The organism is Sulfitobacter sp. KMM 9851, from assembly GCF_057178245.1.
In genome coordinates this window covers 1,119,839-1,144,602 of sequence record NZ_CM169991.1, presented here as the reverse complement: position 1 = coordinate 1,144,602, position 24,764 = coordinate 1,119,839, and the positions used below count along the sequence as shown (strand labels likewise).

26 protein-coding genes are annotated in these 24,764 nt (G+C 62.3%); 12 read left to right on the top strand and 14 right to left on the bottom strand.

Annotated features, from left to right (window positions below; all coding sequences use genetic code 11):
* Nucleotides 1–68 precede the first annotated feature (68 nt).
* A complete protein-coding gene (locus AC1965_RS05675; RefSeq protein ID WP_483886315.1) occupies nucleotides 69–1,526 on the bottom strand; it encodes a hypothetical protein in 1,458 nt (485 codons plus the stop codon).
* A gap of 225 nt (nucleotides 1,527–1,751) precedes the next feature.
* On the opposite strand from AC1965_RS05675, the gene AC1965_RS05670 reads away from it, so the two are divergent.
* Nucleotides 1,752–2,498, top strand: coding sequence for a WecB/TagA/CpsF family glycosyltransferase (locus AC1965_RS05670; protein ID WP_483886314.1), 747 nt, complete (start codon nucleotides 1,752–1,754; stop codon nucleotides 2,496–2,498).
* A 53-nt stretch (nucleotides 2,499–2,551) separates the two neighbouring features.
* On the opposite strand, the gene AC1965_RS05665 is transcribed toward AC1965_RS05670, so the two are convergent.
* From AC1965_RS05665 to AC1965_RS05635, 7 genes are all read right to left on the bottom strand, one after another.
* Complete coding sequence (locus tag AC1965_RS05665; protein ID WP_483886313.1) at nucleotides 2,552–3,484, bottom strand: glycosyltransferase family 2 protein; 933 nt, start codon at nucleotides 3,482–3,484, stop codon at nucleotides 2,552–2,554.
* Nucleotides 3,481–4,530, bottom strand: a complete 1,050-nt coding sequence (locus AC1965_RS05660; RefSeq protein WP_483886312.1) for a glycosyltransferase family 2 protein — start codon at nucleotides 4,528–4,530, stop codon at nucleotides 3,481–3,483. Before AC1965_RS05660 ends, AC1965_RS05665 begins: the two co-directional genes overlap by 4 nt.
* Before the next feature lie 68 nt (nucleotides 4,531–4,598).
* On the bottom strand, nucleotides 4,599–5,699 hold the full coding sequence (locus AC1965_RS05655) for a diguanylate cyclase (protein WP_483886311.1): 1,101 nt from the start codon (nucleotides 5,697–5,699) through the stop codon (nucleotides 4,599–4,601).
* The gene (locus tag AC1965_RS05650; RefSeq protein WP_483886310.1) at nucleotides 5,696–6,283 is read right to left on the bottom strand and encodes a heme NO-binding domain-containing protein; all 588 of its coding nucleotides are present in this window, start codon (nucleotides 6,281–6,283) and stop codon (nucleotides 5,696–5,698) included. Before AC1965_RS05650 ends, AC1965_RS05655 begins: the two co-directional genes overlap by 4 nt.
* Nucleotides 6,284–6,593: 310 nt before the next feature.
* Nucleotides 6,594–8,153 carry a trimethylamine methyltransferase family protein gene (locus tag AC1965_RS05645; RefSeq protein ID WP_483886309.1) on the bottom strand — a complete coding sequence of 520 codons (1,560 nt, stop codon included), beginning with the start codon at nucleotides 8,151–8,153 and terminating at the stop codon, nucleotides 6,594–6,596.
* Nucleotides 8,154–8,272: 119 nt separating this feature from the next.
* Nucleotides 8,273–8,974, bottom strand: a complete 702-nt coding sequence (locus AC1965_RS05640) for an HAD family hydrolase (RefSeq protein ID WP_483886308.1) — start codon at nucleotides 8,972–8,974, stop codon at nucleotides 8,273–8,275.
* Entirely contained in the window at nucleotides 8,971–9,255 is a 285-nt protein-coding gene (locus AC1965_RS05635; protein ID WP_483886307.1) for a DUF3572 domain-containing protein, read from the bottom strand. The genes AC1965_RS05640 and AC1965_RS05635 overlap by 4 nt, the downstream gene beginning before the upstream one ends.
* A 96-nt stretch (nucleotides 9,256–9,351) precedes the next feature.
* Between AC1965_RS05635 and AC1965_RS05630 the strand changes: the two genes are divergently transcribed.
* Together AC1965_RS05630 and AC1965_RS05625 are read left to right on the top strand one after the other, a co-directional pair.
* Nucleotides 9,352–10,773 (top strand): diguanylate cyclase, encoded by a 1,422-nt coding sequence (locus AC1965_RS05630; RefSeq protein WP_483886306.1) that lies wholly within the window; start codon nucleotides 9,352–9,354, stop codon nucleotides 10,771–10,773.
* A gap of 213 nt (nucleotides 10,774–10,986) precedes the next feature.
* Entirely contained in the window at nucleotides 10,987–11,913 is a 927-nt protein-coding gene (locus AC1965_RS05625) for a DMT family transporter (RefSeq protein ID WP_483886305.1), read from the top strand.
* Here the strand turns inward: AC1965_RS05625 and AC1965_RS05620 are convergent.
* Nucleotides 11,849–12,544: a thiamine diphosphokinase gene (locus tag AC1965_RS05620; protein ID WP_483886304.1), complete on the bottom strand. Its 696-nt coding sequence runs from the start codon at nucleotides 12,542–12,544 to the stop codon at nucleotides 11,849–11,851. The two genes, AC1965_RS05625 and AC1965_RS05620, sit on opposite strands and share 65 nt — an antisense overlap.
* A gap of 132 nt (nucleotides 12,545–12,676) precedes the next feature.
* Here AC1965_RS05620 and AC1965_RS05615 point away from each other — a divergent pair, with 132 nt between their 5' ends.
* The gene (locus AC1965_RS05615) at nucleotides 12,677–14,884 is read left to right on the top strand and encodes a hypothetical protein (protein ID WP_483886303.1); all 2,208 of its coding nucleotides are present in this window, start codon (nucleotides 12,677–12,679) and stop codon (nucleotides 14,882–14,884) included.
* Between the two features lie 68 nt (nucleotides 14,885–14,952).
* Here AC1965_RS05615 and AC1965_RS05610 read toward each other — a convergent pair whose 3' ends face one another.
* Together AC1965_RS05610 and AC1965_RS05605 are read right to left on the bottom strand one after the other, a co-directional pair.
* On the bottom strand, nucleotides 14,953–15,174 hold the full coding sequence (locus tag AC1965_RS05610) for a DUF2842 domain-containing protein (RefSeq protein WP_483886302.1): 222 nt from the start codon (nucleotides 15,172–15,174) through the stop codon (nucleotides 14,953–14,955).
* Nucleotides 15,175–15,178: 4 nt separating this feature from the next.
* Nucleotides 15,179–16,474 (bottom strand): adenylosuccinate synthase, encoded by a 1,296-nt coding sequence (locus tag AC1965_RS05605; RefSeq protein ID WP_483886301.1) that lies wholly within the window; start codon nucleotides 16,472–16,474, stop codon nucleotides 15,179–15,181.
* A 167-nt stretch (nucleotides 16,475–16,641) separates the two neighbouring features.
* Between AC1965_RS05605 and AC1965_RS05600 the strand changes: the two genes are divergently transcribed.
* The gene (locus AC1965_RS05600) at nucleotides 16,642–17,037 is read left to right on the top strand and encodes a DUF6524 family protein (protein ID WP_483886300.1); all 396 of its coding nucleotides are present in this window, start codon (nucleotides 16,642–16,644) and stop codon (nucleotides 17,035–17,037) included.
* 3 nt (nucleotides 17,038–17,040) lie between these two features.
* Here the strand turns inward: AC1965_RS05600 and AC1965_RS05595 are convergent, their stop codons facing one another.
* Genes AC1965_RS05595 through nthA form a run of 3 tightly spaced genes read right to left on the bottom strand, consistent with a single transcriptional unit; the run spans nucleotide 17,041 to nucleotide 18,681 of the window.
* Nucleotides 17,041–17,370, bottom strand: coding sequence for a nitrile hydratase accessory protein (locus tag AC1965_RS05595; protein ID WP_483886299.1), 330 nt, complete (start codon nucleotides 17,368–17,370; stop codon nucleotides 17,041–17,043).
* A complete protein-coding gene (nthB, locus tag AC1965_RS05590; protein WP_483886298.1) occupies nucleotides 17,367–18,041 on the bottom strand; it encodes a nitrile hydratase subunit beta in 675 nt (224 codons plus the stop codon). Before nthB ends, AC1965_RS05595 begins: the two co-directional genes overlap by 4 nt.
* A gap of 31 nt (nucleotides 18,042–18,072) precedes the next feature.
* Nucleotides 18,073–18,681, bottom strand: a complete 609-nt coding sequence (gene nthA, locus AC1965_RS05585) for a nitrile hydratase subunit alpha (RefSeq protein WP_483886297.1) — start codon at nucleotides 18,679–18,681, stop codon at nucleotides 18,073–18,075.
* Between the two features lie 327 nt (nucleotides 18,682–19,008).
* Here nthA and secG point away from each other — a divergent pair, with 327 nt between their 5' ends.
* From secG to AC1965_RS05550, 7 genes are all read left to right on the top strand, one after another.
* A complete protein-coding gene (gene secG, locus AC1965_RS05580) occupies nucleotides 19,009–19,371 on the top strand; it encodes a preprotein translocase subunit SecG (RefSeq protein ID WP_483886296.1) in 363 nt (120 codons plus the stop codon).
* Between the two features lie 179 nt (nucleotides 19,372–19,550).
* Nucleotides 19,551–21,197 (top strand): CTP synthase, encoded by a 1,647-nt coding sequence (locus AC1965_RS05575; RefSeq protein ID WP_483886295.1) that lies wholly within the window; start codon nucleotides 19,551–19,553, stop codon nucleotides 21,195–21,197.
* Nucleotides 21,198–21,500: 303 nt separating this feature from the next.
* Nucleotides 21,501–22,250, top strand: coding sequence for a phytanoyl-CoA dioxygenase family protein (locus AC1965_RS05570; protein WP_483886294.1), 750 nt, complete (start codon nucleotides 21,501–21,503; stop codon nucleotides 22,248–22,250).
* A 270-nt stretch (nucleotides 22,251–22,520) separates the two neighbouring features.
* The gene (gene rlmJ / locus AC1965_RS05565) at nucleotides 22,521–23,300 is read left to right on the top strand and encodes a 23S rRNA (adenine(2030)-N(6))-methyltransferase RlmJ (RefSeq protein ID WP_483886293.1); all 780 of its coding nucleotides are present in this window, start codon (nucleotides 22,521–22,523) and stop codon (nucleotides 23,298–23,300) included.
* Between the two features lie 15 nt (nucleotides 23,301–23,315).
* The gene (locus AC1965_RS05560; protein WP_483886292.1) at nucleotides 23,316–23,609 is read left to right on the top strand and encodes a DUF1330 domain-containing protein; all 294 of its coding nucleotides are present in this window, start codon (nucleotides 23,316–23,318) and stop codon (nucleotides 23,607–23,609) included.
* A gap of 20 nt (nucleotides 23,610–23,629) precedes the next feature.
* Nucleotides 23,630–24,280, top strand: a complete 651-nt coding sequence (locus AC1965_RS05555) for a hypothetical protein (RefSeq protein WP_483886291.1) — start codon at nucleotides 23,630–23,632, stop codon at nucleotides 24,278–24,280.
* A gap of 9 nt (nucleotides 24,281–24,289) precedes the next feature.
* The gene (locus AC1965_RS05550) at nucleotides 24,290–24,727 is read left to right on the top strand and encodes a tellurite resistance TerB family protein (RefSeq protein WP_483886290.1); all 438 of its coding nucleotides are present in this window, start codon (nucleotides 24,290–24,292) and stop codon (nucleotides 24,725–24,727) included.
* The last annotated feature ends 37 nt before the right edge of the window (nucleotides 24,728–24,764 follow it).

Genomic DNA, 24,764 nt, shown 5'->3' with positions numbered 1-24,764 from the left:
CCCCGGTGCTAGGATTCTAGCAGCATTCGAAACAATATCGCCGTATTTGGATCGGAACAGCACCGCGCCTATAAAATTGTGCGTTTTTTGTGACCGCCTTGTTTTTGGGACAACACAGCCCCCGTCAGGGCATGGCGCGGCCCGCGTCGGCGCGCGGGAAACCGCGCCTCGGCATGGCCCAGGATCGCCCCAGCCGTAAGCCAGGTTAGCGGCGTCAGCGTCGCGTTCAGCAGCATGTCCATCATGGTGATGCCCAGGATCAGCGTCAGCGGTGCCACCCAGGGTGACAGCGCAACGCCGGGCGCACTGCGCAGGGAAAGCCAGATCAGCAACAGTGGCAGCGCCAGCAGGCCAAATTCGCACAGATACCCAAGCCAGCCAAAGGTGCCAAAAATGATGATCCAGCGCCCATCGGGGATAGACAGGATCGTGCCGGTCTGCGCATCCCGGATCAGGCTGCGGCCCCAGCCGCCCCAGCCAAACAGTGGTTTCTCTGCCGCGCGCGCCAACAGTTGTTCCTCGTTGCCAAAACGATAGCCGAGCGACTGCGCACGGTCGGCGCTGATCGCTTCGGCCTGTGCCAGGATCGCGTCCAGTGGCACCAACCCGGCATTGCGAAGCATCGGATAGACCACGGCCACAATCCCAAAGGCCAGTGCAAGCCGGATCTGCCAGCGCGGCGGGGTCAGCAACACCATCGGCACCAGCAGCAGCGCATAGGCCTGCGAGGCCAGGCTTTTGCACAGGTACAGGATAACCGCGAGGTAACCCGCCAACAGCAGCGCCTTCCAGCGGTCAAGCTGCGGTGTCTGCCGTGCCAGCGCGCAGGCCGACAGCAATGCGGTACACATGAACAGCGCCAGCCACAGGGCATGGGGCAAAAACACAATCGGGCGGAAACCGCCGTCGCGCATCATCTGTTCAAACGAATGTTGAAAGAACCCGTAGATCCAGACGTTGATCTGCGGCGAAAAGCGGATTTCGATCAGCGCGGGCACCGAATAGATCAGCCCCCCCACCATAAAGGCCAGCAACAGTTCGCGCAGACCTTTTTCATCGGCCAGAAACTGACGCGCCAGCAGGAACGGCACCAGCATCAGCATCTGCGCAATCAGCACCGACCCTACATCGCGGATCGACTGACCCGGCAGGGCATCGACAATAAAGGTAATGGGGGCAACACCGCGCAACTCCTGAAACAGAATCGGGTCGCCATTCGTCATCACCGTCGGCACCGCCGACAGCACCAGTCCCGCCACCAGCACACGCGCAGTCCAGCCGTCGGGCCACAGGTGCAGCTTTTGCTTCATCGCAAAGGCGATGATCAGCACCACACTCAGGTTCGGGATCGACACCTTGTCGAGCGCGGGCACCAGCGGCAGGTTGAATTCCGTCAGGGGCGGCAACAGCAGATAGCCACCAAGGATCGACCAGATCAGCGCCCGTTGCAGCGCCATGTTGCGAAACATCACGAGACAGGCAAAAGGCCAGATCAGCAACATCAGATAGGCAATGGGATTTGGCATGTGGTCCTTGGGGCGCGCGGGTGGTGTGCAAGGCACGATTGGGGCGGTCTGAGGTGAGGCGGGGCAAATTACCATCTGGTCTGCCCCCTGTCATCCCGCTAGTTTTCCCGGCAGTGCAAGCCAGCAAAGGCCCGGGTGGCAGATGAACATTGAAAACAAACGGAAATTTTTACGCGTCAGCGGCCATGGCTGCGATAATTGCGCTGGTACGCCGGGGGCTCGGGCGTGAAATTTGGGCATAATAGCGCGGTGGTGGTGGTCAATATCCCAACCCGCGCGGCATTGTTTCGCGCCCTGCGCGACCGAATGTCGGCGCGCAGAGGATTCGCGTTGGCCACGCTGAACCTCGATCACCTTACCAAATTGCCCAGTGACCCCGGCTTTGCCGCCGCGTACCGCGCCCATGATCTGGTGGTGGCCGATGGCCGCCCCGTCGTGTGGTTGTCGCGGCTGGCGCGCAGGCCGGTCGCGTTGATGCCCGGCTCTGATCTGATCGTGCCGATCTGCGAATTGGCGGCAGAATTGGGCGTTTCGGTGGCTTTTTTCGGCAGTAACGATGCGGCGCTGGCGGGCGCTGCTACGGCCTTGCAGGACCGGGTGCCGGGGCTGGTCATCTGCCACCGCGCGGCCCCGCCGATGGGGTTTGACCCCAATGGCGCGCAAGCCGACGCGGCGCTGCGCGCGATCGCAGACAGCGGTGCGGGCCTGTGTTTTCTGGCGCTTGGCGCGCCGAAACAAGAAATGCTGGCGGCGCGGGGCCGCGTGGTCGCGCCGCAGGTCGGGTTTGCCTCTATCGGGGCGGGGTTGGATTTTCTTGCCGGACATCAACAGCGCGCACCGCGCCTCATGCGGATGCTGGCGTTGGAGTGGCTGTGGCGGGCCCTGCAAAGCCCGGCGCGCATGGTGCCGCGATATGCAAAGTGTTTTGCGATATTGCCCGCGCTTGTCGCGCAGGCGTTGCGTCAGCGGTGAGGACGCGAGCGTCCGGCGGGACGTTCATTTGGCGACGTAGATCTGCGGGGGGGTCAGCGGTATTCGATAATCCGGCCATCCCGGCGCAGGTGGTATTTCAGCGCGCCCAGCGCCTCGGGGAATTTGCCAAGCACGCTGAAGACCCCCCAGGCCGCGCCGCCGCGCCGGGCGAGCCGCAGCATCTGCGCGGGGTAAATCAGTGATAGCATCAACGCCCAGGGTGACACAAAGACCGCCAGCAGCAGGACCAGCAGCGGCAGCGCCGCCCCCCAGACCAGCGCGCGGCGCGTCTCACGCACCCAGTGGCGTTCCGGCTCCTTGCCGTGCAGTGCCGCCCCTTCGGCAAAGGCATGGCCCGCCCGCAGGCTGCGCCGCCACCATTGGCCAAAGCGCGTGATCTTCGCGTCATGGGCTGTCATCTCGGCGTCCAGACGCCAGATCGTCCAGCCCGCGCGGCGCAGGCGCAGGCACAGCTCGGGTTCTTCGCCCGCGATCAGGCTATCGCGATAGCCGCCCACCGCGCGCAGCGGGGCCACCCGCATCATCGCGTCACCGCCACAGGCCAGCGCCTGCCCCACCGGCGTGTCCCATTCGCGGTCGATCAGCGCATTATATAGCGAGGCGTCGGCGTGTTCCTCGCGCCGCCGTCCACAGACCACCGCCACGTCCGCATGGGCGGCAAGATGGGCCTCGGCCGCCGCCAGCCACCCGTTCTGCACAACACAATCACCATCGACGAACTGCACCAGCGTCACCCCCTCGGCCAGCGCCGCGAGGCCCGCGTTGCGCGCCCGTGCCGCGGTAAAGGGCTGTGTCATGTCAAGCGACACCACCTGCGCGCCCAAGGCCTCTGCCGCCAGCACCGACCCATCGGTCGACCCGCTGTCGACATAGATAATCTGCCGCACCTGCCCCTTGAGCGCCGACAGACAGGCGCGCAGCCGCGCACCTTCGTTGCGGCCGATGACCACGGCAGCAAGGCTCATGCGGTGGCCTTCCAACTGGTGACATGGGCGCTATAGGCCGCCGACGGCACCAGAAATTCAGCACGGTAGAGCATTTCGACACGGTTCCAGCGGCGTGCATCAAGCGAGAACAGCGACACATCGGGATTGGCACCCATCACCGCCATACGCTGCGCGTCTTCGCCATGCGCCAGATCACCTGCCGCCAGCGAGGCGGCATCGCGTGCGCTAGGGTCATTGGCGAACTTGTAATGTTTGATCACCCCCGTCACATCTGCCACCCGCACGCCGCTGGACAGATGCGGATGCGGCGCCGGCGTGACGCCCGGACCGTTGTAGATCAGCGGGTGTTTCGTCAGGCAGCAGTCTTCGCCAAAGACCTTGCCGCGCACCCCGCCGAACAGAAACGCCACGTCTGTTGTGGCAAGCAGATTGTCGCGCAGCAGGGCGGAAAACGGGATTTCTGGGCTGTGGTAATCAACCCGCTGAAGATGGCTGATGTCGTAATAAAGGAACTCTTGCAGCGCCTGTTTATAGGGCAGCCCGGCGGCTGCGGCGAGGCTGGATTTCGGGAACATCTCAAGCATTTGCGCGGCCATGGCGCTATAGCCGCGTTCGGCCAGATAGGCGGTCAGCCCGGCAATGCCGATGGCGTTGCGGCCTTCGAAGTCAAACATCTCGTCCATGTCGACATAAAGACACCAGCGGTTGCGCCCATAGGTCTGGGCCGGATATTGCCGGATCAGATCCTCATACCCCGCCAGCGGCAGTTTGCACTGGTCGATGACCGTGCCCTTATGTTTCTTGATCCGGGCGATCGTGTCATCGGTCGAACCGTTGTCCATGAACACGAAATGCCGGATGCCCATGGCGCGGTAGTGGCGGAAAAACGCATCCAGATAATAGCTGCCGTCGCGCACCAGGGCGATCAGCACCACATCGCCGGGGGCCACATCCAGATGCTTTGGTCCGTGCAGGTGATGCAGGGCCGCGGCAAAGCGCGCCCGGCGGCGGGCAGTGCGCAGGCGCTGCGACAGTCGGCGCAGAAGATGCAGAGGTGTTTTCATACTTGGGTGATACGACAGGGCGTGCGCGCGGTCCACAGGGATGCACCCCCCCGGGCGCAGCCCGCGCGTTATTTTGACAGGTGATCCGCCGCGACCCGCCCCGGTACCGGCGCAAGATTGACATCGGATTGGCGCAGGGCCGGGGAATAAAAAGTCTGCTGCGCCCGGCCCGCGTGTTTGGAAGCATAAAGCGCCACATCGGCATCCGCCAACAACCCCTCCATCGACGGCCGCACGCCGCCCTGTATCCAGACAGTGCCGATGCTGGCCGATATCTCACACAGGGTGTCGTTAAACATGATCGGCTCTTCGAGGCGGGCAATGATGCGGCGACCGACGCTGCACAAGACCTCGTCGCTGCGCACATCGGGCAGGACGACGGTGAATTCATCGCCCCCCACCCGCGCCACCATATCGGTATCTCGGGTTTCTTCGACCATGATGCGCGCGACCACCTGCAAGACATGATCGCCTGCGGCATGGCCCAGCGTGTCATTCACGGCCTTGAAATAATCAAGGTCGATCTGCATCACCGCGAACGACCCCTGCCCGGCAATCAGCCGGGTCAGCACAGTGTCGAGCGCGCGGCGGTTCTTGAGCCCTGTCAGCGTGTCGGTATAGGCCTGTTCCTCGGCGGCGATCTTGGCCCCCTGCAGGCGCAGGTTCAACCGGCGCGACGCCTCCATCGCGGCGGATTTCGCCTCCATCAGATAGAGCATTTCGATGGCCAGATCGGTGGCGGCAAAATCCGCATTGCTAAGCGAGTAGTCGCGCACCCCGTCGAGGATCGAAATGCCAAAGCTGAGGTTCACGATTATCATGTCAGCGGGCGGCGTATCAGCGGACATCGTATCAACGTGCATCGTATCAGCGGGTCGTGGCCCCTGCCCCAGCATCGGCACCAAGATGCCCTTGAGCGCGGTGCGCGGTGCATCACGCATTTGCAGATGCAGCTTGATGTTGGCCGCACGGCTCAGGTCTGCCATGCAGGTGATGGCGCGGGGACGTTGCACCGCAAAGACCTCAAGAAAGCGTTTGCCGATCAGCGGCTGGTCCGGTCGCAGTTTCTGGATCGTCGGGCCAGCGTGCAGGATATGGCCCGTCGCGTTCAGCACCAGATGCATTGGGCACAGAACGTCCAGCACATCGGTATCAGCCAAAACGCTCATCCTGCCCGCGCCCCCAGATCAAAGTGGCGACCGGCTGAAAACTCCGCTTCGACCAGGGTGATAGACAGGGTTTCGACGCCCGCCTCGATCCCGGTATGATCCAGTAGAACCAGCGCGCCATAGTCATCGGCCATGACCCGCAGGATGCCCATCATCACATGCCCATAGCCCACGACAGGCGCCTCGCAGATCAGACAGAAATGACCATTGGCGTGGTCACGCAGTTCGATGCGCGGCAGATGCAGATCGGGCAAGGCCAGTTTGGCCCGGTCCGGCAGATCATCCAGTGAATGCAGGAAATCGCAGAAATTGACCCCGCCAAAGCGCAACAGCCGCCGCAGGGGTTCGTGGCTGGGGTGCGACACCAGATAGGCGCCGATGTCTTCCATCACGTCGGCGCGGGGCCGGTCCAGCAGATCAGACACAGCATCAAGGACGCGTGGCGTGATGGCATCGTCATAGCTCAGCATTGCCTCGAAATCGGTGAAATCCAGCCCGGCGCGCTGTGCCGCCTCGGCCCAGGCGGACGTGCCATAGCTGTTGCAAACATAGCTCTGGATGCTGCGGTTTATAAGCCCGTGCATAGCTGTCTCATTCCCATTTTTCCCGTCATCAGCATGGGCGCAGAGGGGTTAAGATAAGCCCAATGATCGCAATTGTAGGTAAATTCGGGAACTAAAGGCGGCGCAACAGAGGGCCACCGCCTGCCTGTAGGGTGGCGATTGGCACATCTATGCGTGCCAAATTGGCCCTCAGCCAAGGCGCGGCTTATCCACTGCCTGCGTTCAGCCTCGCCAGATCGCCTCTTCCGGCGCACCGCAGCGGCACCCCCATGATCCACGTAGGCACGCGCGGCCCAGCGGGCTGACGCCCGTTATTCCGGGGCAGATCACCCTAAAAATCCGTCGGCGCGCCGCCCTCTGCCTTGCGCCGCGCGACAAAATCCGCCAGCTCGTCGCGGATCGCGATATCCATCGGCGGCTCCTCAAAGCTGCCGACGATCTCTTTGAACATGTGATGCGCGCGTTCCGCCGTCCAGATGCCGCCTGCGACCTCCCAGCCCTCGTAGTTTTTCCAGTCCGACAGGAACGGCTGATAAAACGCCGTCGTGTATCGGTCCTGTGTGTGCTGGATGCCAAAGAAATGCCCGGCACTGCCCACCGATTTAATCGCGTCCAGCGCAATTTCATCCGGCCCGGTGGCGCAGATTTCGGGCTGCATATAGCGCTGGATCTGCTGCAATATCTCGCAATCCATGACGAACTTCTCTGGGCTGGCGATCAGCCCGCCCTCCAGCCAACCAGCCGCGTGATAGACCATGTTGGTCCCCGACTGCACCGCCGCCCAAAGACTGTTTGACGTTTCCCACATCGCCTGCCCGTCCGGCACGTTGGCCGCACAGACCCCCGACGACCGCAGCGGCAGGTTGTAGAACCGCGCCAACTGCCCGGTCATCTGGGTCGCGCGCATGTACTCCGGCGTGCCAAAGGCCGGCGCACCCGATTTCATGTCGACGTTCGAGGTAAAGGTGCCGATGGCACAGGGGCAGCCGGGGTTGATGATCTGCGCCAGCACCACAGCACACAGCGCCTCGGCCAGGGATTGTGCAACAGCCCCCGACATGGTGACCGGGGCCATCGCGCCGGCCAGCGTGAACGGTGTCACCACCAACCCCTGCCCGCGCCGCGCCAGCCGCATCCAGCCGTCCAGCATCGGAATGTCGTGTTTTAACGGCGAGGTCGAGTTGATGTTGGTATACATGCGCGGGCTGGCATCGAACTCGGCGTGGCTCAGCCCGCCCGCGATCCGCACCATCTCCATCACGTCCTCGACCCGCTCGGTCCCCAGCGAATAGGCATGCATCACCTTGTCGGTCAGCGTCAGCTTGTCATAAAGCACATCAAGGTGGCGGACAGAGGCGTGGATATCGCAAGGCTCCACCGGATAGCCGCCGGCAAAATGGATGCAGTTGAAGTACTGTGTCAGCCGCAACAGGTCGCGACACATCTCGCGGGTACCGGGCACCTTTTTGCCAATCGCCATGTCCCAGTAGTTGGGCGGCGACGACACGTTGCCAAAGACCATGTTCTTGCCGCCGATGGTGATCTGGCGGTCAGGGTTGCGCGGGGTCAGGGTGAACTCCGACGGGGCCTTGCCGATCCATTCCATCACGAAATCGCGCCCCATGCGGACGTTTTCGCCGTTCACGGTGCAGCCCGCCTTGCGCAGGATATCCAGTGCCTCGTGATTCAGAAACTCGATACCGATCTCTTCGAGGATGCGCATCGCCCCATCATGGATCGCCTCCACCCCTTCCGGGTCCAGCGGCTCAGTCGGGCGGTCGATGTTGATCGGCGGGTTCCATGGCATCTGCTCGATCACCGCGGTGCCGCGCCGATCCTTCGCACCTGAGCGGCCACCGTGACGGGTTCTGCGTTTGGGGGCGTCTGACATCTGCACTCTCCTGAAGCATAGCACCAGAAGGCCCGATGCCGGTCGTCCCGGCCTGCCCATTCGCGACGATATGTGTCGCTTTCAAATCAGCCCGCTTGGTAAACGCGGCCGCGTCGCTCTTAGCCCGCCCGGCCGTCCAGCCAGCCGGGCAGATGCCCGATATCAGGCAGCACCACATCCGCAAAAGGGCCCAGTTCATCGGCCGTGGCCAGCCCGGTCAGCACGGCAACGCAGATCATCCCGGCGGCGCGGCCGGCGTGCAGGTCATGGGTGCTGTCGCCCACCATCGCGATGGCACCCGCAGGCAAGCCCACCTGCGCCGCAAAGGCCAACATCTGCCCCGGTGCAGGTTTACCGCCATGGCCGCTGTCGAACCCGGCGATGAAATCGAACATCTGCGTCACGCCGGCGCTGCCCAGATGCGCGCGCGCGGGCGCTTCGGCATCATTGGTCGCGACGCCCAGCGCCAACCCACGGCTGCGAAAGCCCTGCAAAAGCGGCATCAGCGGCACCGCTTCACGCTGCGGCGCGGCGCTGGCTTCTTCGTTCAGCATCACCAGCAGGGCGGCGTGATCCATCGCGGGGAAATGCGGCAGCAGCGCGGTGGTCACCTCGCCCGGTGTGCCCGCGATCACGATACTGTCGCGGGCAAACTGACGGGTATCAAGGTCAAAGCCGATGTCCTGCCCCACCCGGACCGCAAGGTCGCGGTCACCGTCACTGGCACGCAACAAAAAGGCCTCGGCCCAAGCCACCCATGTGGCGGCAAAGTCGAACAATGTACCGTCCTTGTCGAACAACAAGCCTTTGATTTCAGTCATGTCCAATTCACCTCTCCACCGCCCGGCAGTGCTGCGCGGGCCACCATAATCTTATCGTAAGGCATCATCGCCTGATCGCAAAAGGCCATGACCCACGCATCATCCATCATCAAAAAGTCCAACACCGCCCCCAGAAATTCAGGCTCTGCCGCCTGCGCCTTGACGTCTGCCTCGGACGCGCCGGTGCTGCCGAGGAACACGGGCAACAGATCATCATTGGCCGCCAGCCACGCCAGCGCCCTGAGCGCCAGCGTTTCAGCGGCTTCTTGCGTATACGCCATAGTTTTTATCAATCCCGGCCATCTAGAAACACTTTGTTAACCATTAGAGGCAAAGACTGCCCTATCAAATAGGCTTTGTTCAGGAAGGCGGACGTATTGCAGGGTAAGGTCCTCATCGTGGATGCGATCGCGACAAATCGGATTGTCCTCAAGGTCAAGCTGGCTGCTGCCTATTACCAGGTTCTGCAGTCCGAGGGGCTTGATCAGGCCGTCGCAGTGACCGGCGCCGAATTGCCTGACCTCGTGATCTGCGCCCTCACCCTGCCCGATGGCAGCGCCGCCGACCTGTGCCGGCGCTTGAAAACCGATCCGGCAACAGAACATATCCCGATCATGGCGATTGGCTGCCGTCCGCATGCCGACAGCAGGCTTGCCGCGCTTGAGGCGGGCGTGCATGACGTGCTGCTTAAACCCCTGGACGACGCGCTGCTGTTAGGCCGGGCGCGCAGCCTGATCCGGGCCCACAATGCTGCCGCCGAATGGCAGATGCGCGACGACACCAGCCGGGCGCTGGGGCTGGCTGAACCCTCGACCGCCTACGCGCAGCAGGGGGAATGTGTGCTTATCCACCCCGACGCAGCCGCGGGCCTGGGCTGGGCGAGCCAGTTGCGGCCCCTGCTGCAGGCGCGGTTGACGCTGGCCAAACCAACAGAGGCCATCCGCGACGAACAACCAAAGGCGCCCCCGGACATCTACGTGCTGGCCCTGCCCCGGGATTCGGGCGGTGCCAACGCCAGCCTGCGGCTGATCTCAACGCTCCGGGCCAACGCCAGCACCCGCCACGCCGGGCTGCTGGTCTTGCAGACGCAACCCGACGCGGCCCTTGCCGCAACCGCGCTTGATCTGGGCGCAGACGATCTTATGACCGACGGCTTTGACGCGGCCGAACTCGCGCTGCGACTGCATGCGCTGCTGCGGCGCAAGCGGATGGCGGACCAACTGCGCGCTACGGTGCGCACTGGTCTGAAAGCGGCGGTGTTTGATCCGCTGACCGGCCTGCACAACCGCCGTTACGCGATGCCGCATCTGCAACGCATCGCAGAACGGGCGCAGGACACCGCGCGCCCCTTTGCGGTGATGCTGGCCGATCTGGATCACTTCAAACGCATCAACGATATACACGGCCATGCTGCCGGGGATGCCGTATTGGTCGAAACCGCCAAACGGCTGCGCACCAATCTGCGCGGGACCGATCTGGTCGCCCGCATCGGGGGGGAGGAGTTTCTGATCGTGATGCCCGGCACTAGTCTGCAAGAGGCACAAGCCGCCGCCGTGCGCTTGTGCAATGACATCGGCAACCACCCGTTCAACCTGCCGACCGCCGCCGCCCCGATCAGCGTGACAATCAGCATCGGCATGGCCATCGGCCCGGCAGATGCCGCGTCGGGTGCGTCCCTGTCCGAACGACGATGCCCGCGTGAAACAGTCGAAAGCCTGCTCGACCGGGTGGACAAGGCCCTCTACTCTGCCAAAAACCACGGCCGCAATCAGGTCACGCTCAGCCGACCGGCGGCGTGATCCGCGCTGCCGTGCGGACGCCGCGCCCTGGCGAATGTGACCGAAACCCGACAGCAGGCCCCCACGCCCCAAGCCCCGCGGCCGCCGCGCGATGACCCACATACGCCGGGGCGTGCCACCCCTCCACAGTCACCGCGCCCACAGACCTATTTTTTTGCCCCCGAGGTACAGCCAGCGATTGCACAGCCCCCGCCCGCGACCTAGCCTGCCCCCATGACCCAAGACAAACCCATACTCGGCATCGCCCTCATGCTGGGCTTTTGCATCGTCGCACCGATGGGCGACGCGGTGGCCAAAATCCTTGGCGCCTCGGTGCCGCTGGGCCAGGTCGTGATGATCCGCTTTGCCCTACAGGCGCTGGTGCTGATCCCGCTGGTCTGGTTCACGGGGCGGCGCTGGCAGATGCAAGGCCGGGTGCTGCGGCTGACCTTCCTGCGCACCCTGCTGCACATCGCGGGCATCGCCGCGATGTTCACCGCGCTGAAATACCTGCCGCTGGCCGATGCCGTGGCAATTGCGTTCGTGATGCCGTTTTTCATGCTGCTGCTGGGCAAATACGTCCTGCAAGAAGAAGTCGGCCCGCGTCGCCTGATGGCCTGCGTCGTGGGTTTTATCGGCACGCTGCTGGTGGTGCAGCCTAGTTTTGCAACCGTCGGCTGGCCCGCACTTTTGCCGGTTTTCGTGGCGGTGAATTTCTCCGTCTTTATGCTGATCACCCGCCAGATCGCAAAAGAGACAGATCCGATCGGCCTTCAGACAGTCAGCGGCGTAATGGCCGTGGCTGTCATGGTGCCGCTGCTGGCCCTTGGCGCGCGGAGCAGCTTCGCCCCCCTGCTGACCATCCGGCCCGACGCTTATGATTGGGCGCTGCTGGTTGCCATTGGCCTGTTGGGTACCGGCGCGCATCTGCTGATGACGTGGTCGCTGCGCTATGCGCCCTCGGCGACGCTGGCCCCGATGCAATACCTTGAAATTCCGCTCGCCACGCTGCTCGGGCTGCTGGTGTTTGGCGATCTGCCCAACCCGCTGGCCGCTGTCGGCATAGCGATCACGATAGCGTCGGGGCTTTATATTATCATGCGCGAACGGGCCACCGCGCGTGATCTGGCCGCAACAACTGTGCCACCACCGGTGGCATAAGCGCCCGCGGCAGGATCAGCAGCATATGCGCGGCGTCCATTGTCAGCGTCACTGGCCCCTCGGCCCGGTTCGACGTGCCATTCTGCCCACCAGGGGCAAAGTCGAGCCCCGCGATCGGCCAGCACAACCCCGTGCTATGCCCCGTCACAGGCGCCAGCGGCACCAACGATACCACATCCCCCGCCTTGCACGGCAGCGTGATTATCGGCGGGGCGAGCAAGACGATCTCACTCTCGCCCAGCAGCACGCAGGGCCGATGCGCATACCGCGCCAATGCGTGCAGCGCCGCCAATTGGTGATCCAGGCGCCCCCCGGTAAAGCCGACGCCGACAATCACCGGCGCATCGACCAGGCGCAACGCCTTTTCAAAATCCGTGCTGTTTTGTTCGGCAATGTGATGCACACGGTCCGCAGGCACCTGCGCCAGTACCTCCGCCGGGACAGAGTCGAAATCCCCGATCACCGCCGCCAGTTCAACCCCGGCCTCCACCGCCAGCACCGCCCCGCCATCCGCCGCGACACAGCGGGGGGCCAGCTTTAACGCTTTGTGCAGGTCTGCTGCGCTAGCCTGCCCGCCACCCACAAGGGTGATTGGAGTTGAACTGTGAACAATGTAGTCTGAACCTGTCAATTACTGCCCCTTTTGGAAACCTGCCACAATCTCGCCTTGAAATGATACGTTAGTTGGCACAGATTCGGGCCGCTTTGGTCTTGGGCATCGTGGTAAACGGTAAGCTAGAAAACCGCAGAGGACGAGCATCCGATGATGAGTAACAATAAAATTCTGACGGTCTCCTATGGCACTTTTTCGTGCACGTTGGAAGGCTTTGACGATTCGTTTGGCACGATGAAAGCAATTGCGGAGTATTTCCGCGATCTGGCCTCGGATGACCGGTACTTCGGCGCCGAACCGCCGCAGCCCGACGCCGAGATGCTGACACGCATTGCGCAAAAGGAAATTTCCCGCCGGGTCGAGGCCCGCGAGCATGAGGGCAAGATCGTGCTGAGCGCGCTTGCCGATCACGCCGCACCGACGCCGCAGCCCGTACCCCCGCTTGCCGCAGCGGCACAGCCGCAAGCCGCACCCGTTGCACAAGAGCCTGTTGCACAAGCGCCCGTTGCAGAAGCGCCCGTTGCAAAAGCGCCTGTTGCAGATGCCCCGGCCCCCGTCGCAGAACCACAGCCCGAACCTGCCCCCATTGCTGAAGCGGCAGCCGAAGTCGCCGCAGACGCGGACACCGAAGCGGCCGTTGCACAAGACGCTGACACAGAAGAGAACGACATCGTTCCGGGCCAGCCCGACGCCGACGTCGAAGCCTTCTTTGCCGACGCAGCCCCAAGCGACAGCACCTATGACGAAGACGACGCGGTGCAAACCGCCGAAGAGGTCGCCCCTGCCGAAACAGCCCCCGCCGACAGCATTGCCGCAAAGCTCCAGCGCATCCGCGCCGTGGTGGCCCAGCACGACGAAGACGATGGCGATGAGGGTTACGACGAGGACGAAGACACCTACGCTGAGACATCTGCCCCCGCGATGGAGATGGCAGAAGATGAGGCCGACGACAGCGCCGCCGACGACCATATCGAAACCGCGCGCCGCGACATCGAAGACGCGCTTGCCGCCGACGATGCCGAAGACGAAGCGGCAGAGGCTGTGCAGGATGAACAGGACGACGACGATATCTCGGACATCCTCAGCCGTCTGGAGCGTGCAAACAGCCAAGACGACGCGGCGCAAGATGACATGTCCGATGTGGACGTGGTGGCAGATGCATCCGATGACGACAGCATCGACGACGACAGCGCCGAAGACGACAGCACCGATGCCGCCGTGAACAACCTGTTCGATGCCGAAGCGGAGGCCAAAGAGGCCGAACATCACGACGCCCCCGAAATGCGCCGTGCCCGCGTGATCAAGATCAAACGCGCCGCCCTTGAAGAGGCCATCGCCAACGGTGACCTCGAAGAGGTCGACGCCCCACTTCAGACGCCCAAATCCAACGCGCGCCCCTCGACCCTGTCAGAAGAGGACGAGGCCGAACTCGCCCGCGAGCTTGCCGCGCTTGAGGCCGACATGGACGATATCGACGACGACATCAGCGACGACCTCGATGACGACCTCGATGACGACGCCAGTGCAGACAGCGACGACCAGATCGAGGACGACGCCGATGATCTGGACGCCGCGCTGGCCGACATCGACGCACAGGAAAACGACACCGATGCGCAGCACGACGCAGACGTCGGCGCAGAGCAGGTTCGCGATACGATCCGCGCCGCCCGCAGCGTCCTGCCCGCGATTGACGACGAGGCCAGCACCGAAACATCGCGGCTGATGTCCGAAACCGATCACCAGATGGACGAGCCTGAAAGCGCCACGCGCCGCCACGCCTTTGCCCATCTGCGTGCGGCCGTTGCCGCCAAAAAGGCGGACGACGCCATGGGCAATACGCCGGCACCTGACAGCGCCGACAACGCCTACCGCGACGATCTGGCCGAAGTGGTGCGCCCGCGCCGGCCTGTCGCCAGCGACCGCAGCACACCGCGCCCGGTCAGCGAACAGCGCCCCGCCCCCCTCAAACTGGTGGCCGAGCAGCGCATCGACGTTGACCGCCCCCGCACCGCAGGCCCGGTTCGTCCGCGCCGCGTGGCCGCCGTGACCGACAACACCACTGCCGTGGATGGTGCCAGCTTTGCCGAGTTTGCCGCCGACATGGGCGCGACAAAGCTGCCCGAAGTCCTGGAAGCCGCCGCCGCCTTTATGTCTTTTGTCGAAGGCCGCGATCAATTCTCGCGTCCGCAGTTGATGGGCAAGGTCCGTCAGGTCGGGCTTGAGGGTTTCACCCGCGAAGACGGGCTGCGGTCGTTCGGGCAGCTGTTGCGCGCGGGCAAGATCGAAAAGATCAAAGGCGGGCGTTTCACTGTGTCCGAGGAAATCGGCTTTCGCCCCGATCAGCGCGCCGCCGGCTGACACCGCCGCCGACTGCACACCGAAAAACAGCGCCCCTAGAGGCGCTGTTTTTGTGTTCTACCAAGCGTTTATTTATCTGCGTCCGGGTCGGCCTGCCCGATGCCGCGAAAGACAAAGCGGAACGGGATCGCCCAGACAATCCCCAGCGCCACATAAATCGCCAGTTCAACCCAGATTGGCGGCCGCTCGAACTGCGCCACGGCCCAGACCGATACGGCAATGTAGGTGGGCAACCCCACCAGCAGGATCACCAGCGCCCAGCGCCGCCGTGCTTTATAGCTCAACGCCAAGAGATCAATCCGCAAACGGGTCGGTCACCAGAATGGTGTCCTCCCGCTCTGGCGAGGTCGACACCAGCGCTACCGGGCAGTCGATCAGCTCTTCGACCCGGCGCACGTATTTGATGGCATTGGCAGGCAAATCCGCCCAGCTGCGCGCGCCTTCGGTGGATTCGGACCAACCGGGCATTTCCTCATAGATCGGGGTGCAGCGGGCCTGTTGGTCGGCGGCGGTGGGCAGATATTCCAACCGCTTGCCGTCCAGATCATAGGCGACGCAGATCTTGAGCGTCTCAAACCCATCCAGCACGTCAAGCTTGGTCAGGCAGATGCCGGTGATGCCAGAGGTCGCACAGGTCTGGCGCAGCAGCGCCGCGTCAAACCAACCGCACCGCCGCTTGCGCCCGGTGGTGGTACCAAACTCATGGCCCCGCTCGCCCAGACGCTGACCATCGGCGTCTTCCAGTTCGGTCGGGAACGGGCCTTCGCCCACCCGCGTGGTATAGGCTTTGACGATGCCCAGCACATAATTGATCGCCGTAGGGCCAAGGCCCACACCGGTCGCCGCCTGCCCCGCAATCACGTTGGACGAGGTGACAAAGGGATACGTCCCGAAGTCAATGTCGAGCAATGCACCCTGCGCGCCCTCAAAGAGGATGCGTTTGCCGGCCTTGCGCTTCTCGGCCAGCACCTTCCAGACGGGGGCGGCATAGGGCAGGATTTTCGGTGCGATTTCCAGCAGTTGTGCAATCAGCGCATCGCGGTCAATGGCTTCGACGCCCAAACCCTTACGCAGTGGATCGTGGTGCTGCAACGCGCGATCAACCCGCGCCTCCAGCGTGGCGGGATCGGCCAGATCGGCCACACGGATGGCGCGGCGGCCAACCTTGTCTTCATAGCAGGGGCCGATGCCGCGACCGGTTGTGCCGATCTTGGTGCCCTTGCTCGCGGCCTCTTCGCGGGCGCGGTCCAATTCGCCGTGGAACGGCAGGATCAGCGGCGCGTTTTCGGCGATCATCAGGTTCTCGGGGTTGATCACAACCCCCTGCGCTTCGATCGTCGCGATCTCTTTCAGCAGGTGCCAGGGGTCCAGCACCACGCCATTGCCGATGACCGACAGCTTGCCGCCACGCACCACACCCGAAGGCAGCGCGTGCAGTTTGAATACCTCGCCGTCGATGACCAGCGTATGCCCGGCGTTATGACCGCCTTGGAAACGCGCGATCACATCAGCGCGTTCGCTGAGCCAGTCCACGATCTTGCCTTTTCCCTCGTCACCCCACTGGGCGCCGACTACAACGACATTGGCCATTTGCTATTCCTTTGCGATGTCCCGCGCCCGTATAGCGGTGCAGGTGCCGAGGTGAAACTCGAAAAAACGCGAATCCCGCGCTGACGCAATTTCTTTTTTGCTTTTTGCCTCCGGCGCGGAATATTTAGGGCTAAAAAGAAAACATAAGATTGGAAACGGGGAACACGATGGGATTTGTACTACGCTGGCTTTGTGCCTTTGCGCTCTTGGCCGCCACCTTCAACCCGACGGAGTTCAACTATGTGAACTGGCTGCGCGACTACGGCGGCCAGAACCTGTCGATTGCCGTGCTTTTTGGGCTGCTGCTGCTTATCGGCTATATTATCTACCTGCGTGCCACGCTGCGGTCGATCGGCAGTTTCGGGATGCTTTTGGTGCTGGCCGTCGTCGCCGCCTCGCTTTGGGTGCTCTATGATCTTCATGTGCTCAGGCTCGACAATGCCAGCATGAACCTCTGGATGGCGCTGGTCGCGCTGAGTTTCGTGCTGGGCATCGGGCTAAGCTGGAGCCACGTGCGCCGCGCCTTGTCCGGTCAGGCCGATATGGATGACGTGGACGAATAGCACCTAGGCGAGTTTTACCGGCGCGCCGTGGGGTGTCGCGAGATATGCCGCCTCCCATGCTGCGCGCAAACTGGCGACCTCACCGGGTGCGGCGATCTCGCGCTCGGCCAGCAGGGTTTCCAGCGTTTCCAGCCAGGCCGAGAAGTAATCTTCGCCACCGTTGAGGTCGCGCGTCAGACCGTGCCGCGCCAATGTCGCGCCGAACCGCGCCGCCCAATCGGGCCAGTCCAGATGCCCCGCCTCGTTCAGATGCACCGTCAGGGCAAAGACCTGCGCGTGCCAGGGGGCCTCGAATACCGGGTCGGGGGCCGTGGTGGTTGTGGTGGCGGTCATGGCGCGCTCAAATAGCTTTGCCACAGGTCCAGCACCACTTCGTCATTGGGATGTTCCGGCTGCGCCCAAAGCTCGGATGCGCGGAACGCCACGGCATAAAGCGGCTCGGGTGCCTCGCCAAGGCCATGTGCGTTGCTGTCGGGCAGCACATGGCTGCCGTGCAGGCGCAGGATGCGGCCCCGCGCCCCGGCGGCATAGGTGGGCAGCCGCGTATGCCCGCCTTGCACATGGATATTTTCCGCCAGCTTTCGGGTCACGACCGCATCACCGGGGGCAAAGGCTGTGGCCACGCCACTGGGCCGATCCGCCGGGCCGCCGCGCGCCAGCACTGCCGCCACCTGATCGCGTTTCAGCGTTTTTTCCGTCAGCGGGCTGGGGGTGGGTGCCGCCTGCCCTGCCAATTCCTCTGCCGTGACAACCCCGCGTGTCACCAGCATATCGGCCAACCCGGCGAGCCATTTTTCGTAATAGGAAAAGCTGGCGTAATCCGTGGGGTCCAGACATTCCCGCGCATGGCGCGACACGTCGATGTTCCATTTGCCAAGCGACCCGGCGGCCAGCGTGATGGCCAGCGCGCGCGGGTGCCAGTCGGCGTGGAAGATCACATCTTCGGGCTCGGGCGTCACCGCACCATCGCCGAAACGCCCGCCCATGTCGTGTACGCGGGTCATGCGTACGCGCCTAATATCGTGTGGACGCGGGTCATGCGCCCGCCAGCCCGGTGCCGATCATACTGTCACGGCTGACCAGCGACATCAGCGCTTCTTCGTCCAACCCTTCGGTCCCCGCAGGGCGCTGCGGGATCACCAGATATCGCACCTCGGCGGTGGAATCCCAGACACGCACGGCGGTGTCTTCGGGCAACGTCACACCAAATTCCGCCAGCACCTTGCGCGGTTCACGCACCACACGTGCGCGGTAGGCGTCGGATTTGTACCAGCCCGGCGGAGTACCCAGCAGCGGCCAAGGGTAGCAAGAGCACAGCGTGCAGACGACCATGTTATGCACCGCGTCCGTATTCTCCACCGCGACCATATGTTCGCCCTGACGGCCATAGAACCCCATCTCGGCCACCACCGCCGTGGCATCGTCAAGCAAGGCCGCGCGGAATGCCGGATCGGCCCAGGCCCGCGCCACCACCCGCGCGCCGTTGCGCGGGCCGATGCGGTTTTCATAGGTGTCGATAATCTCGTCCAGCGCGGCGGGATCAACCAGCCCCTTGGCGGTCAACAACGTCTCCAGCGCCTTGACACGCAGGGCGGGATCAGAAGGCAAAAGCGCGTGCGGGTGGTCGGCGTGATCATGTGGCATGGCCGCAAAGTGCCGCAGGTTTTGGCCCCTGTCCAGTGGCCACGCGCTAGGGCGTTCAATTGCTTGAAAATATTCCATGCCCGAACGGCCCGGATTTATGATATACTGAGACTACGAAGCGAGTCTGCACCACCTTAATTCCAGGATAGCCCTCTTACAAAATGTGGTAGAGTACTGCTTCAAAAGACCGTCGTCCCCATGCGGCGGTCTTTGCTTGTGGCAATGACAACGATCATGCCGCCAATCTCCCCGCTTACGCCAATCCACCCTTGCCCCCATGGGCAAAGATGAATAGATACCCGCCAACCAAAACCGAAAGCATGCTCCATGGAAAACGTCGTTCTGATCATTCACCTGTTTCTGGCACTGGGCCTGATCGGCGTCGTCCTGTTGCAACGCTCTGAAGGGGGTGGGCTAGGCATGGGCGGCGGTGGCGGGGCCGTATCGGGCCGTGCCGCAGCCACCGCGATGAGCAAGATGACCTGGATCCTTGCGATCGGCTTTATCGCGACATCCATCACACTGACCATCATTGCGGCGGAAAAGTCCGCTGGCTCGTCGGTCATTGACCGGCTGAGCGCGACACCCCCCGCCCTGAACCAACCCACCAGCCCCGCCTTGCCCACTGGTGACGATCTGCTGCCCCCTACCGAGGGTGGCAACGCACCGCTGGTTCCCGCGGCTGATTAACCCAACGAACACAATACCTTGAGGAAAGGCTGAATTTCGCAACATCATGTTGCGGTAAGCCTTGCCTTGAACATCCGAATCCTGTTAGGCTTAAATCCCGTGGTGTTGCGGTTTTCTGCAACGCGTTTGGCTGGTTTTTGCCCGCAATAAACTCAAAACTCACGGGGGTCTTCGATCACATGGCACGCTATATTTTCATCACCGGCGGTGTGGTCTCGTCTTTGGGCAAAGGGCTGGCATCGGCCGCACTTGGCGCATTGCTTCAGGCCCGTGGCTTTTCCGTGCGTCTGCGCAAACTTGATCCCTACCTGAACGTCGATCCCGGCACGATGTCGCCCTTTGAACATGGCGAAGTCTTCGTCACCGACGATGGCGCCGAAACCGATCTCGACCTTGGCCACTACGAACGATTTACCGGGGTCGCTGCGCGCAAGACCGACAGTATCAGCTCTGGCCGGGTCTATTCCAACGTGCTGGAAAAGGAACGCCGCGGCGATTATCTGGGCAAAACCATTCAGGTGATCCCCCACGTCACCAATGAAATCAAAGACTTCATCGACATCGGCGATGATGAAGTTGATTTCATGCTGTGCGAAATTGGCGGCACCGTGGGCGACATCGAAGGATTGCCGTTCTTTGAGGCGATCCGCCAGTTCAGCCAGGACAAACCGCGCGGCCAGTGTATTTTCATGCACCTCACGCTGCTGCCCTTTGTCAAAGCGTCTGGCGAATTGAAAACCAAACCCACGCAGCACTCCGTCAAGGAATTGCGCAGCATCGGCATCGCGCCTGACATCCTCGTTTGCCGCTCCGAAGGGCCGATCCCGGCCAAGGAACGCGAAAAGCTGGCGCTGTTCTGCAACGTGCGCCCCGACAGCGTGATTGCAGCGCTTGATCTCAAATCCATCTACGAGGCCCCGCTGGCCTATCACCGCGAGGGCCTTGATCAAGCCGTCCTCGACGCCTTCCAAATCACCCCCGCGCCAAAACCGAACCTGACCCGCTGGGAAGATGTGGCCGACCGCGTTTACAACCCCGAAGGCGAGGTCAAAATCGCCATTGTCGGCAAGTACACCCAGCTTGAAGACGCCTATAAATCCATTGCAGAGGCGCTGACCCACGGTGGCATGGCCAACCGCGTGAAGGTGAAAATCGAATGGGTCGACGCCGAGATTTTCGATAAGGCCCAAGACCTTGGCACGCATCTTGAAGGCTTCCACGCCATTCTCGTGCCCGGCGGTTTTGGCGAACGCGGTACCGAAGGCAAGATCAAAGCGGCGCAATATGCCCGCGAGCATAAGGTGCCTTACCTTGGCATCTGTCTGGGCATGCAAATGGCCGTGATCGAGGCGGCGCGCAATGTTGCGGGCCTGAAAACCGCCGGCTCCGAGGAATTTGATCATGAAGCGGGCAAGAAACGCTTTGAACCCGTTGTCTATCACCTCAAGGAATGGGTGCAGGGCAATCACAAGGTCGAGCGCAAGGTCGGTGACGACAAGGGCGGCACCATGCGTCTTGGCGCCTATGATGCCGTGCTGACCCCCGGTTCGCGCGTGGCCGAAGCCTACGGCAAAACCACGATTGATGAGCGTCACCGCCACCGCTACGAAGTTGATATCGCCTATAAAGACAAGCTTGAGGCCGTCGGGCTCAAGTTTTCGGGCATGTCGCCGGACGGCAAACTACCCGAGATCGTGGAATGGTCGGATCACCCGTGGTTCATCGGCGTGCAGTTCCACCCCGAGCTGAAGTCAAAGCCCTTTGAGCCGCATCCGCTGTTCAAGGATTTTGTGCGCGCAGCCAAAGAAGTGTCGCGGCTGGTGTGAGGCGCCGGGCCGGTCGCTCTCACCGTTTCACCCCTTCTAACGCCCCTCCCGCCACCCGGCCCGGAACAAGCGCAAAGCGCGCCGGGCCATCGCCTGCCCGCCCCACGGGGAGGCGATATAGCAAGGCTGGGCGCATCTCTGATAAGGCGCGATACCGCTGCCCCATAAAGTGGGACGAACACCTGTTCCACATCGCCCCCCACGGGCAAGCGCTGGCCCGGATTTCGCGGGCATCGTATAAGAGTAACATGGGTCGGACTTGGTATTTATTGCGATCATGCCAATGGCGGCTTTGAGGTCGCGTTGCAAATTTTCTGCAACGCAGCCAATGTCAGCTTCGATGACGACGAAGAGCGGGAAAACATGGTAACAGCGCAATCGCTTAGCAACGAATTTGAATATAGTGGCCGTGTTTGGCTCAGAAACGCCGTTTCAGAAGAGGACCTAGCGCTATTCGATAATACGATTACCGTCTCTGCGAAAGCAGGACAAAGACTTGATATATCAATGTCTTTGAGGGCCGCTTTATCAGCGGAAGGCTCGCTGCTGCGTGCTGTGCGACGTCTCGCACCCGAAGCTGTGCCTGTGCGAATTGTCGCGTTCAACAAGTCCGAAAGCGCTAACTGGAGAGTTCCTTGGCATCAAGACCGGGTCATCGCAGTAGCCGATAAGGCCGAGGTCGCTGGATACTACAATTGGACCAACAAGTCAGGCACTTGGCATTGCGAGCCGCCACAGTCGGTCTTGGATGAAATGCTTTTTGTTCGCCTTCACCTAGATGACACTGATCAACCCAATGGCGCGATGGAAATTGCCGTGGGAAGCCATTCAGTTGGGGTTATTCCTTCGGCAACCGCAGAAGAAGTAGCAAACACTTATCCAATTGAGACATGCGCGGCCAAGCGCGGCGATGTGTTGATACTAAAGATGCTGACGTTGCACTCCTCAAAGCCAGCACGGGTGCCGTCCCGCCGCAGGGTATTGCGAATAGATTTTTCTCCGTCGCAGCTACCGCCGCCTTTGTTATGGAGCGAGCAATCTTCCGATACATGACTTTCGTTACCAAGAAACGAAGGGCCGCTTCCTCCCGCACTGCCAACCTCAGCCTGCTCCCATTAACCTCTCCTTAACAAACCCCACCGCACGCCCCATTAATCCAGCCAACGCTGCACGCCCGCTGTACGGGCGCTGTACAGCTTCTGTACGGGTAGTGCATCGCCCAAACCCCTTATCCGCAAGGCGTTAACCCCCCGATTCGCGTATCAGGTCGCCGAATTTAATTTCCCCGTTGCGCGTGCCACCCCATCCGCTACACCTACCGCCATGCTCAGCTATCAACATATCTACCACGCCGGAAACCTTGCAGACGTGCATAAACACAGCCTTCTGGCGTGGATGCTCGACTATATGACCGCCAAGGACAAACCGATCAGCTATCTGGAAACTCACGCGGGCCGGGCGCTGTATGATCTGACAGATGCCGCCGCGCTCAAGACCGGCGAGGCGCGACAAGGCATTGAGAAGGTTGAAAATTGGTTCAACCCTGATCACCCTTATGCGCAGGTGCTGTCCGATGTCCGTGCCACCCACGGTGCGCACTCCTATCCCGGTTCGCCCTTGTTGGCCGCGCATCTGCTGCGCCCGCAGGATCAGATACATCTGGCCGAACTGCACCCCCGCGAACACGCCGCCCTTGATCTGGCGATGTCGCCCTACCCGGCCAAATGCCACCTGCGCGACGGTTTCGACATGGCCTTTGCCCTGACACCGCCCACCCCGCGCCGTGGCCTTATGCTGATCGACCCGAGCTATGAAATCAAAAGCGATTACAGTGACATACCCAAACATATGGGCAAACTGGCCCGCGCTTGGAATGTCGGCGTCATCGTTCTTTGGTATCCCATTTTGACCAGCAAGGCGCATCTGCCAATGCTTGACGCCCTCGCCGCCGCCCACCCCGATGCCCTGCGCCACGAGGTCCGCTTCCCCCCCGCGCGGCCGGGTCACGGCATGGTCGGCTCGGGGCTGTTTGTCATCAATCCACCCTACGGGTTGGAGGCCGAAGCCAAAGCGCTTGCCGCCCGTTTTGCAAAACTCACCTAACAGAGGAACTCAAGAATGCCCAAGGGCTACTGGATCGCCACAGTGGATATCCACAACGTTGAAATATATGATAAATATCGCGCAGCGAATGCCAAACCCTTTGCCGATTTCGGCGCGCGGTTTCTGGTGCGCGGCGGCACCCAGCAGGTTCGCGAAGGCAAGATGCGCGCCCGTACCGTGGTGCTGGAATTTCCCAGCTACGCCGATGCCGTGGCCTGCTACGAAAGCCCCGCATACCAGCGCGCCAAGGACATCCGCCTGAACGTCGCCGACGGATCGCTGGCGATTGTAGAGGGCTACGACAGCTAAAAACCGTGCTATGATCAGCCATGTCGATCTTGCGCCCGATCTGCTTTGCCCTCCTGCCCCACAGCGCGCTGGCCTGTGGCGCGCAGGTCTGTATTGTTGATCCAGACGCGCTAAACCTGCCACGCCTCATCACCTTTGACGACATCGCCAGCGGCGGTGGTCCGGGGCTGCGGGTTGACGATCTACTGGCGCTGTCCGGCGCGTCCTTTGGCGAATATTTTGCTGGTCAAACAGTGACTTACGACGGATCACACGACGGTATCTCTGGCACTGCATTTGCCCCGCTGACCCTGCTGCCCGGCGCGCCCGGGCAGAACCTGTCAGTCGTGCGATTCTCTGGTAACACAGTGCTGAACGGCTATGGCCACAAGGGGTTTCCCAACCGCGACGCCCAGGGCGAAGGCGCCATCGCGGTGCTGTTTGACGCCGATCAGTCTGCTCTCGCCTTTGATCTGCGCGGCGGCGAAAAAGGCGCGGCGCTGGTCCTGTTCCTGCGCCGCGACGGCAGCACGATCACCCATGTCCCGGTGCAACCGACGGGCGAATTTTCGGTTGGATTCCTGCGCACGGGCGGTATCCGTGACATTGCGGGCATAGTTGTCACAAATACCGATCCCCAAGGGCTGGCAATCGACACTTTACGCTTTGGAAATCCGCCCGACATGAGCTAAGTGACGGCCATGTTTGAACGCCTCTTTCCCCGCCGCAAGCCCCAGCCGAAACTGCTGCCGCAACCCAATGCCCAACTGGCACTTGGCGCGCTTCTGGTCCGCGTTGCGATGGCTGACCGTAATTACCGTGCCTCCGAAGTGGGCCAGATCGACCGTATTCTGGCGCGCACCTTTGGGTTGAAACCGCTCGAGGCCGCAAAACTGCGCGCCGCTTGCGAGGCGCTTGAACGCGATGCCCCCGGCACGCCGGAATTCACCCGCATCCTGCGCGAAGAGGTGGCCTATGCGGACCGCAAATCGCTGGGCGATGCCATGTGGCAGGTGGCCCTGTCGGACGGGGATCGCAACGAAGATGAAGAAATTCAACTGATTGCGATCGAAACCGCGCTGGGGCTGACCGACGCCGACATGGCAGCCGCCCGCGAAAACGCGCTGAAGGCGCTATAGCAGGCTGACCTAAGTGGCCACTGCACATCGGCACGTA